12 protein-coding genes are annotated in these 8,725 nt (G+C 69.1%); 2 read left to right on the top strand and 10 right to left on the bottom strand.

All coding sequences use genetic code 11. From position 1 onward, the window contains the following. The coding region (locus tag AC1D2K_RS23265; RefSeq protein WP_478091323.1) for an OB-fold nucleic acid binding domain-containing protein at positions 1-805 on the top strand (805 nt) is incomplete at its 5' end. 19 nt (positions 806-824) lie between these two features. After that, on the top strand, positions 825-1,367 hold the full coding sequence (locus AC1D2K_RS23270) for a phosphatase PAP2 family protein (RefSeq protein WP_478091325.1): 543 nt from the start codon (positions 825-827) through the stop codon (positions 1,365-1,367). Between the two features lie 4 nt (positions 1,368-1,371). On the opposite strand, the gene tolA is transcribed toward AC1D2K_RS23270, so the two are convergent. The 10 genes from tolA to AC1D2K_RS23320 form a co-directional block, all read right to left on the bottom strand. Then, on the bottom strand, positions 1,372-2,337 hold the full coding sequence (tolA, locus tag AC1D2K_RS23275) for a cell envelope integrity protein TolA (RefSeq protein ID WP_478091326.1): 966 nt from the start codon (positions 2,335-2,337) through the stop codon (positions 1,372-1,374). Continuing rightward, the gene (locus AC1D2K_RS23280) at positions 2,337-2,774 is read right to left on the bottom strand and encodes an ExbD/TolR family protein (protein WP_478091327.1); all 438 of its coding nucleotides are present in this window, start codon (positions 2,772-2,774) and stop codon (positions 2,337-2,339) included. Before AC1D2K_RS23280 ends, tolA begins: the two co-directional genes overlap by 1 nt. A gap of 15 nt (positions 2,775-2,789) precedes the next feature. Beyond that, positions 2,790-3,506 (bottom strand): protein TolQ, encoded by a 717-nt coding sequence (tolQ, locus tag AC1D2K_RS23285; protein WP_478091329.1) that lies wholly within the window; start codon positions 3,504-3,506, stop codon positions 2,790-2,792. Then, positions 3,503-3,964 carry a tol-pal system-associated acyl-CoA thioesterase gene (gene ybgC / locus AC1D2K_RS23290; protein WP_478091331.1) on the bottom strand — a complete coding sequence of 154 codons (462 nt, stop codon included), beginning with the start codon at positions 3,962-3,964 and terminating at the stop codon, positions 3,503-3,505. Before ybgC ends, tolQ begins: the two co-directional genes overlap by 4 nt. Positions 3,965-4,025: 61 nt before the next feature. Beyond that, complete coding sequence (locus AC1D2K_RS23295) at positions 4,026-5,225, bottom strand: pyridoxal phosphate-dependent aminotransferase (RefSeq protein WP_478091332.1); 1,200 nt, start codon at positions 5,223-5,225, stop codon at positions 4,026-4,028. After that, on the bottom strand, positions 5,222-5,755 hold the full coding sequence (nusB, locus tag AC1D2K_RS23300) for a transcription antitermination factor NusB (RefSeq protein WP_478091334.1): 534 nt from the start codon (positions 5,753-5,755) through the stop codon (positions 5,222-5,224). Before nusB ends, AC1D2K_RS23295 begins: the two co-directional genes overlap by 4 nt. Next, positions 5,752-6,216, bottom strand: coding sequence for a 6,7-dimethyl-8-ribityllumazine synthase (ribH, locus tag AC1D2K_RS23305; protein WP_478091335.1), 465 nt, complete (start codon positions 6,214-6,216; stop codon positions 5,752-5,754). The genes nusB and ribH overlap by 4 nt, the downstream gene beginning before the upstream one ends. Continuing rightward, entirely contained in the window at positions 6,216-7,376 is a 1,161-nt protein-coding gene (gene ribBA / locus AC1D2K_RS23310) for a bifunctional 3,4-dihydroxy-2-butanone-4-phosphate synthase/GTP cyclohydrolase II (protein ID WP_478091337.1), read from the bottom strand. Before ribBA ends, ribH begins: the two co-directional genes overlap by 1 nt. Continuing rightward, positions 7,373-8,026, bottom strand: coding sequence for a riboflavin synthase (locus tag AC1D2K_RS23315; protein ID WP_478091338.1), 654 nt, complete (start codon positions 8,024-8,026; stop codon positions 7,373-7,375). The genes ribBA and AC1D2K_RS23315 overlap by 4 nt, the downstream gene beginning before the upstream one ends. Before the next feature lie 44 nt (positions 8,027-8,070). Beyond that, on the bottom strand, positions 8,071-8,725 hold a 655-nt coding region (locus tag AC1D2K_RS23320; RefSeq protein WP_478091340.1), incomplete at its 5' end, for a RibD family protein.

The following is an 8,725-nucleotide window of genomic DNA, read 5'->3' on the forward strand; positions in this document are numbered from 1 at the left end:
GCAGAACCGGGCCTCGCTGATCGCCTCGGTCGACCGGGCCTTCGAGTTCGCCAGTGCGACCCAGGCGAACGCGGCGCAGGTCGACATCTTCGGCGACAGCGAGCACGGCTCGGCGACGCAGGAGCCCGACATGATCGACGCCACGCCCTGGGGCGTGAAGGAGCGCCTGACCTACGAGAAGACCGCGGTCGGCTTCTACCTGTCGGGGCACCTGTTCGACGAGGTCGCGCACGAGGTGCGGCGCTTCTGCAAGCGCGAGATCGACGACCTGCTCGACAGCCGCGACCAACAGGTGATCGCGGGCATCGTGAGCGACTTCCGCATGATCAACGGCCAGCGCGGCCGGCTCGCCATCTTCAAGCTCGACGACAAGTCGGGCGCCATCGATGCGACGGCCGACGATGCGCTGTTCAACGCCAACCGCAACGTGCTCAAGGACGACGAACTGGTGATCGTGAGCGGACGCCTGCAGCCGGGCCGCGGCGGCTTCGAGGCCCGCTTCCAGGTCCAGCAGGTGTGGGACCTGGCGACGGCGCGCTGCCGCTTCGGCAAGTTCCTGCGCGTGGCGGTCAACGGCAAGGCGCCCGACATCGCGCGGCTGGTGAAGGATTTTCCGCCGCGCACCGAGCAGAGCGAGCATGGCGAACTGCTGCAGGGGCTGGGCGTGCGCCTGTCGCTGGCACGCGGCGGAGCGCAGGTCGAGCTGCAACTGGGCGAGCGGGCGAAGTTCTTTCCGACCGATGCGGCACTGGCGAGCTGGACGGCGCAGGCCGAGGCGGGCAAGGCGTCGGTGGTCTACGAATAGCGCCACAGCGGCCGCCCCCATGATTGCGCTGGACCGGGAGCTGTTCCTGCTGCTGAACGCGGATGCGGGCGATCGGAGGTGGCTGGTCGAGGCGGGGTACTTCCTGTCCGTCCACGCCCATTGGCTGTTGCTGGCGCTCCTGGCGGGTCTGGCGATTCATCGATGGCGGCCCCTGGTCAGGCCCGTCGTGGCCGCCGTCCTGGCGATCCTGCTGGGCAGCCTGGCTTGCGAACTCATCGGACTGGCATGGGATCGGCCGCGGCCCTTCGAGAGCGGCCTGGGCTACCAGCACCTGGCGCACGGTCCGAGCCCGTCGTTTCCGAGCAGCCACGCCACCGCCTACGGTGCCTTGGCGTTCTCGTTTCTGCTCGTGCCGCGCTACCGGTCGGTGGGCGGCCTCCTGCTTGCGCTCGCCGGCCTCGTGGGCATTTCACGGGTGGTCGTCGGCGTGCACTACCCGCTGGACATCGCGATCGGCATGGCGATCGGATGCCTTTCGGCGATCGCCGCGCACGCCTTGATCGATCGGCTGGCCGGGCCGCGGATCGTGCCGTCTGCCTGAGTCCTCAGGACTTCGGCCTTAGCGCCACGATCAGCCGCGGCGGCACGCTGCCGTCGATGTCGCGTGGCAGTTTTTCGGTCTTCTGCAAGGCGCGAAGGGCGGCCTCGTCCCAGGCTGGAAGTCCGCTGGACTTGACCAGTACCGGCGTGCCGACGATGGTGCCGTCGGGTGCCAGCCGGACATCGAACTCGGCGACTGGATTGCCGCTCACAAGGTCTACGCCGGGGAAGACGACATTGGGTCGTACGGCTGCGTTGACCTTGCCACCGTAGCTGCCCGACGGGCCCGAGGACTTCGCCGCGGCGCCTTCGCCGCCCGAGCCCGCCATCGCCTGCATGCGCTTGAGCGTGGCCGAGCGGTCGGCCGCGGCCTGGGCCGCCTGCTTGGCCTCGGCTTCCTTCTTTTTCGCGGCTTCGGCCTGCTTGGCCTCGGCCTCCTGCTTGCGCTTCTGCTCGGCCAGCTTCTTCTGTTCTTCCTTCTTGCGCTCGGCCTCGTCCTCGGCGCGCTCGCGGGCCTCGGCCTCGCGCTTTTCCTGCGCCGCCTTCTTCGCCGCTTCGAGCTTCTTCTGCTGCTGGGCCTGCTGTTCGAGCTCGCGCTCGCGTTCCTTCTGCTCCTTCAGCTTCTTCTCGCGTTCGAGCGCGATGTCGGGCTGCTTGGGAACCGGCGTCGGTTCCGGTGGCCGTACCGCCTGGGGTGGAGGTGGAGGCGGTGGGGGCGGCGGCGGTGCCGGCGTGGGGGTCGGGGCCGGCGGTACGGGCACCGGCGCCACGGCGCGCGGTGCGGCCTGCTGGATGGTCGAGGACCACAGCTCGGCCTCGACCGCGTCGTTCTCGGCCTCGCGCCGCCAGTTCACGCCCCAGGTCAGCGCCGCGATCAGCAGGGCATGGGCGATCAGCGCCAGCGCCACGGCGCGCGGGGTGCCGCGCTGCGGCGGTGGCGCGAATTCGGGACGGTYGGCGGCCAGCGACATCACTTCGCGCCGGTGGTCTGGACCGAGAGGCCGACGCGCTCGATGCCGCTGCGCTTCAACTGGTTCATCGCCTTCACCACGGTCTCGTACTTGACGGTCTTGTCGGCGCTGATGACCACCGGCCGGTCGGCGTCGCCGCCCTGGGCGGTCTTGGCGGCCGCGCCGATCTGCGTCATCGGGATCGAGCTGCCGCCGGTGCCGGTGGACGAATCCTTCTTGATCTGCACTTCGTCATCGCTCTTGATCACGATCTCGATCGGGCGGTCGGGCTGCTTGTTGGCCTTGTCGACGGTGGGCAGGTTGATGACGCTCGGCGTGATCAGCGGCGCCGTGACCATGAAGATGATCAGCAGCACCAGCATCACGTCGATGAACGGGACCATGTTGATCTCGTTGATCGTGCGGCGGCCGCGGCCGCGGGAGGACATGGCGGGCATGGTGCGGTGCTCCGTTCAGCGGCCGCCGGCCGGGGTCACCGTGGCCGGGTTCACGTGGGCCGTCAGGTTGCGCTGCAGGATGTTCGAGAACTCCTCGATGAAGGTCTCGAGCGCGATCGCGATCTTGTCGATCTCGCGCGCGAAGCGGTTGTAGGCGACCACCGCGGGGATCGCCGCGAACAGGCCGATCGCGGTGGCGACCAGCGCTTCGGCGATGCCGGGTGCCACGGTCGAGAGCGTTACCTGGGCCAGCGCGGCCAGGCCGGTGAAGGCGTGCATGATCCCCCAGACCGTGCCGAACAGGCCGACATAGGGAGAGACGGAGCCGACCGTCGCCAGGAAGGACAGGTTCTGCTCGACCGCATCGAGTTCGCGCTGGTAGCTGGCCCGCATCGCGCGGCGTGCACCGTCGAGCAGGGTGGCGGCATCCGAGACGTGGCGTTCGCGCAGCTTCTGGTATTCGCGCATGCCGGAGGCGAAGATGCGCTCCATCGGGCCGGCGAACTTGGCGTTCTGCGCGGCCGAGGAGAACAGCTCGTTCAGGCTGGTGCCGGACCAGAAGTCGCGTTCGAAGTCATCGTTCAACGAGCGCGTGCGCTTGAGCGCGAAGTACTTGCGGAAGATCGCTGCCCAGCTGGCAACGGAAACCAGGATCAGCAGCAGCACCACGAGCTGCACCGGCAGGCTGGCGTGGATCAGGAGGGAGAGGATCGACAGGTCTTGTTGATTCATGGCTTGAGAGGTTGAGACATGGAACCGGCGAAGTGCTCGAGGGTTCCCGAAACTTGGCGCGGGATGCGCGCAGGACGCAAGCTGGCCGCATCGACCCAGCCGATGCGAATCGTGCCCTCGCACAACAGGGCGGGACCGGCCGCCACGTCGCTTGCGGATTGCTCTGAATTTGATAGCACGCGCTGGGCGATTATCAGTGACGCCGAGCCGATCTGGCGCAGCTCGGCTGTAACCAGCAGTTCGTCGTCGAGCCGGGCGGGGCGGTGGTACTTGAGCTGGGTCTCGCTGACCACGAAAATGCCGCCGGTGTCCTCGCGCAGCTGGCGCTGCGCAATGCCCATCGAGCGCAGCCACTCGGTGCGGGCGCGCTCCATGAACTTGAGGTAGTTGGCATAGAACACGATGCCGCCGGCATCGGTGTCCTCCCAGTAGACGCGGATCGGCAGCGCGAAGCTCATCGGCGCACCTTCGTGCTTCGCACTGCGGTGCCAGCGTGCTTGGGGCGGCGCGGCGCTGCGCTCATGCAGGGACCGCGGCGCCGGCCCAGGCGCGCAGGCGGGCGATCGATTCCTCGAGGTGTGCCATCGAGCTGGCGGTCGAGAAACGGATGAAGCGCCCGGTCTCGGCGGCACCGAAGTCGCGGCCCGGCGTGACCGCGACATGGGCCTGCTTCATGGCCTCGAAGGCGAAATCCCAGCTGCCCGAGATGCCGAGCTTCCCGGCGAACGAGGAACAGTCGGCCCAGGCGTAGAAGGCGCCATCGGGCATCACCGGCACCTCGAGGCCGAGCGCCTGGAGCTGCGGGATGAACCAGTCGCGGCGCGCCTTGAACTCGGCCCGCCGGCGTTCGTATTCGGCAATGCTGTCGGTTTCGAAGCAGGCGAGCGCCGCGTACTGCGACACCGTGCTGGCGCAGATGAAGAGGTTCTGCGCCAGGCGCTCCACGGCCGGCACCAGTGCATCCGGCACCACCAGCCAGCCGAGGCGCCAGCCGGTCATGTTGAAGTACTTGCTGAAGCTGTTGATGCTGATCACCTGGTCGTCGATCGCCAGCGCCGTCTGGCCGAAGGCATCGTCGTACGACAGGCCGAGATAGATCTCGTCGATCAGCGTGATGCCGCCGCGCGCGCTCACGACCTCGTGGATGCGGCGCAGTTCGTCGGGCGCGATCGAGGTGCCGGTCGGGTTCGACGGCGAGGCCAGCAGCACGCCGCGGGTGCGTTCGGTCCATGCGGCCTCGACCTTGGCGGCGCTGAGTTGGAAGCGCTCGGCCGCGGTGGTCGGCACCAGCACGGCACGGCCGTCGGCCGCGGTCACGAAGTGGCGGTTGCAGGGATAGCTCGGGTCCGGCAGCAGCATCTCGTCGCCGGCCTCGATCAGGGCCAGGCAGGCGAGTTGCAGGGCCGCCGAGGCGCCGGCCGTGATCACGATGCGGCGCGCCGRCACGTCCACCTTGAAGCGCTCGGCGTACCAGCCGCTGATGCGCTCGCGCAAGTGATCGAGGCCGGTGGCCTGCGTGTACTGCGTGGCGCCGGCGCGCACCGCGCGCGCGGCCGCTTCCTGCACCAGCGGCGGCGCGGTGAAGTCGGGCTCGCCGATGTTCAGGAAGATCATCGGCCGGTCGGTGTGCGCGACCTCGCGCGCGAGCTTCGAGGCCGCCTTGGCCACTTCCATCACGTAGAAGGGCTCGATGCGCTCAGCGCGGCTCGAAATCCTCATGGCTTGGCCTTGCCGGTCAATCGGTCGGCCTCGACCTCGTCGCGGCGCAATTGGGGGGCGAGGCCATTGAGCACCGCGTTGACATACTTGTGGCCGTCGGTGCCGCCGAATTCCTTGGTCAGCTCGATGCACTCGTTGAGCACCACGCGCCAGGGCACGTCGAGGCAATTCTGGAACTCGTAGACGCCGATCCACATCACGGCATGCTCGACGGGCGAGATCTCCTCGAGCTTGCGGTCGAGCAGCGGCACGATCAGCGCGTCGAGTTCGGCCGCGCCTTCGATCGAGCCGTGCAGCAGCGCGTCGTAGTGCGCCGCGTCGGCCTTGTGGAAGCCGGCCAGGTCGCGCGTGAACTGGTCGATGGACGCCGCATCGTTGCGACCCACGAGGTGCTGGTAGAGCGCCTGCAGCGCGAACTCGCGCGCCCGGCTGCGGTTCGACTTGGCGGAGGCCTTGCGGGCCCCCGTGCTGGTGAGCCCGGTGCGGGTCTGGCGCGGCTTGCCGCTGGATGCTTTGGTGTCGTCGGTCATGAAAGGGTGGCGAGCAGCCGCGCCATCTCGACCGCCACGCGCGCGGCGTCGCGGCCCTTGTCGGTCTGTCGCGCCACGGCCTGTTCGAGGTTTTCGGTGGTGAGGATCGCGTTCGCGATCGGGATGCGGTAGTCCAGCGCCAGCCGGCTCACGCTGGCGCCGGATTCGTTGGCCACCAGCTCGAAGTGGTAGGTCTCGCCGCGGATGATGCAGCCGAGCGCGACCAGCGCGTGGTAGCGCTGGCGCTCGGCCAGCGCCTGCAGGGCCACCGGGACTTCGAGCGCGCCCGGCACGCTCAGGTGCTCGATGTCGGCCTCGGCGACGCCGAGCGCCGCCAGCTCGGCGCGGCAGGCCGTAGCCAGCGCATCCGTGATGTCTTCGTTGAAGCGCGCCTGCACGATCCCGATGCGCAGTCCCTTGCCGTCGAGCGCGACGTCGGCGCCCTTGTTCGCGTGTTGCATCAGCTCTCGTCTTTCGTGATGTAGCCGGCGATTTCAAGACCGTACCCGGCGGCCATGCTCGGCATGCGGCGCGGCGTGCCAAGGAGGTTCATCTTGTGGACCCCGCACTCGCGCAGGATCTGGGCGCCGATGCCGTAGCTGCGCAGGTCCATGCGGCCGCGCTCCGGCGCCTGCGCCGGGCGTGCGGTGCCGTCGAATTGCGACAGCAGCTCGGCGCCGGTCTCGCCGCAGTTCAGCAGCACGGCCACGCCCTGGCCCTGGCCGGCGATATGGGCCAGGCTGGCGTCGAGGCTCCACGAATGCAGGCCGCGATTGACTTCGAGCGCGTCGAGCACCGAGAGCGGCTCGTGCACGCGCACGTCCACCGTGTCGCCGGCATTCCACTTGCCGCGCACCAGCGCCAGGTGCACGCCGCGGCTGGGCTTGTCCTTGAACGCATGCGCCGTGAACGGGCCCCAGGCGGTCTGGATCTCGCGGCAGCCGACCTTCTCGATCAGCGTTTCGGTGTGGCTGCGGTGTTCGATCAGGGCCGCGATGGTGCCGATCTTGATGTCGTGCTCGGCCGCGAAGAGCTGCAGGTCGGGCAGGCGCGCCATGGTGCCGTCCTCGTTCATCACCTCGCAGATCACCGAAGCCGGCGAGCAGCCGGCCATGGCCGCGAGATCGCAACCCGCCTCGGTATGGCCGGCGCGCATCAGCACGCCGCCGTCGACCGCCTGCAGCGGGAAGATGTGGCCGGGCTGGACCAGGTCGGAGGCGACCGCGTCGGGCGCCACCGCCGCCTGCACCGTGCGCGAGCGGTCGGCCGCCGAGATGCCGGTGGTCACGCCTTCGGCGGCCTCGATCGAGACCGTGAAGGCGGTCGAATGTTTGGCGCCGTTGCGCGCCACCATCGGCGGCAGTTGCAGCCGCTCGCACATCTCGCGCGACAAGGTGAGGCAGATCAGGCCGCGCGCATGGCGCGCCATGAAGTTGATCGCCTCGGGCGTCACGTGGTCGGCGGCGAGCACGATGTCGCCCTCGTTTTCGCGGTCTTCCTCGTCGACCAGGATCACCATCCGGCCGGCGCGCAGCTCGGCCACGATCTCCTCGACCGGGGAAATGGGCGCGGGCGCACGGCCGCTGCGCGGGGCGCCGATCGGCGTGACGGAGGCGTTCATGGGGTGCTGTCTTTCTGGGGTGGTTGGATGACGCCGGCCTGGAGCATGCGCTCCACGTAGCGGGCGACGGTGTCGATTTCGAGGTTGACCCGGCTGCCGGGCTTCAGGCCGCCGAGTGCGGTGTTTTCCACCGTGTGCGGAATCAGGTTGATGCTGACTTCGCTGCCGTCCGGGCCGTCGCTGACGCTGTTGACCGTCAGGCTCACGCCGTTGACGGTGATCGAGCCCTTGTAGGCGAGGAAGCGGGCCAGCGCGGGCGGCGCGAGCACGCGCAGTTCCCAGCTCTCGCCGACGGCCGCGAAGCGATTCACGATGCCGATGCCGTCGACATGGCCCGAGACGATGTGGCCGCCCAGGCGGTCGCTGGCGCGCAGCGCCTTCTCCAGATTCACGCGCGTCGCGGGATCGGACAGGCCGGCCGTCTTGTCCAGCGATTCGGCGGAAATGTCGATGGTGAACTGCTTTTGGGCTGGATCGAGCGTGGTGACGGTCATGCAGGCGCCGTTGAGCGCGATGCTGTCGCCGAGCCCCACGTCGTCCAGATAGCCGTCGGGCACCGCAATGCTGAGCCGCTTGCCGTGGGATGAAGAGCTGCCGAGGTCGTGGACGGCGGCGATGCGCCCCACGCCGGTAATGATTCCGGTGAACATGAGCGCATTTTCGCAGAGATGCGGGTCGGTCTTTCGACGCGGTCCTAAAAGTGATCCCGGCCGGCGACCCGGGCGACGATCCGGAGATCGGGTCCGATGGCCTCGAAGGACTGGAATTCGAGCGCCAGCGCGGCGCCGAGCGATGTCAGGGCGCCGCCCGCATGGGGGTGGCTGGCGATGCCCAGGCCGTCGCCGATGAACTTCGGCGCCAGGTAGATCAGCAGTTCGTCGACCAGGCCTTCGCGCATCAGCGAGCCATTGAGCTTGTGGCCGGCCTCGACGTGAAGCTCGTTGACTTCTCGCCGGGCGAGGTCGCCGAGCAGCGCCGGGAGGTCGACCTTGCCGGCGGCATCGGCCAGGCAGTGCACGGTGGCACCGCGCGCCTCGAGCGCGCGGGCCCTGTCGTCGTTGCGCGCGGCCGCGTAGATCCAGACCGGACGATCCTGGATGTCGAAGAGGCGCGCGTCGGGCGGCGTCTGCAGGCGGCTGTCGACGATCACCAGGGGCGGCTGGCGTACGGTGTCGACCCCGCGCACGTCGAGCCGGGGGTTGTCCTCGATCACCGTGCCCACGCCGGTCAGGATGGCGCCGGCGCKGGCCCGCCAGGCGTGGCCGTCGGCGCGCGCCGCCTCGGCGGTGATCCACTGGCTGCTGCCGTTTTCGAGCGCGGTCCTGCCGTCGAGCGATGCCGCCGCCTTG

This window comes from Variovorax sp. P1_H12_2, assembly GCF_056405335.1.

What these genes read in the sequence shown, in the direction of transcription:
- AC1D2K_RS23270 (WP_478091325.1), top strand. Translation starts at nt 825, where the DNA reads ATGATTGCGCTGGACCGGGAGCTGTTCCTGCTGCTGAACGCGGATGCG.
- AC1D2K_RS23280 (WP_478091327.1), bottom strand. Translation starts at nt 2,774, where the DNA reads ATGCCCGCCATGTCCTCCCGCGGCCGCGGCCGCCGCACGATCAACGAG.
- tolQ (WP_478091329.1), bottom strand. Translation starts at nt 3,506, where the DNA reads ATGAATCAACAAGACCTGTCGATCCTCTCCCTCCTGATCCACGCCAGC.
- ybgC (WP_478091331.1), bottom strand. Translation starts at nt 3,964, where the DNA reads ATGAGCTTCGCGCTGCCGATCCGCGTCTACTGGGAGGACACCGATGCC.
- nusB (WP_478091334.1), bottom strand. Translation starts at nt 5,755, where the DNA reads ATGACCGACGACACCAAAGCATCCAGCGGCAAGCCGCGCCAGACCCGC.
- ribH (WP_478091335.1), bottom strand. Translation starts at nt 6,216, where the DNA reads ATGCAACACGCGAACAAGGGCGCCGACGTCGCGCTCGACGGCAAGGGA.
- ribBA (WP_478091337.1), bottom strand. Translation starts at nt 7,376, where the DNA reads ATGAACGCCTCCGTCACGCCGATCGGCGCCCCGCGCAGCGGCCGTGCG.
- AC1D2K_RS23315 (WP_478091338.1), bottom strand. Translation starts at nt 8,026, where the DNA reads ATGTTCACCGGAATCATTACCGGCGTGGGGCGCATCGCCGCCGTCCAC.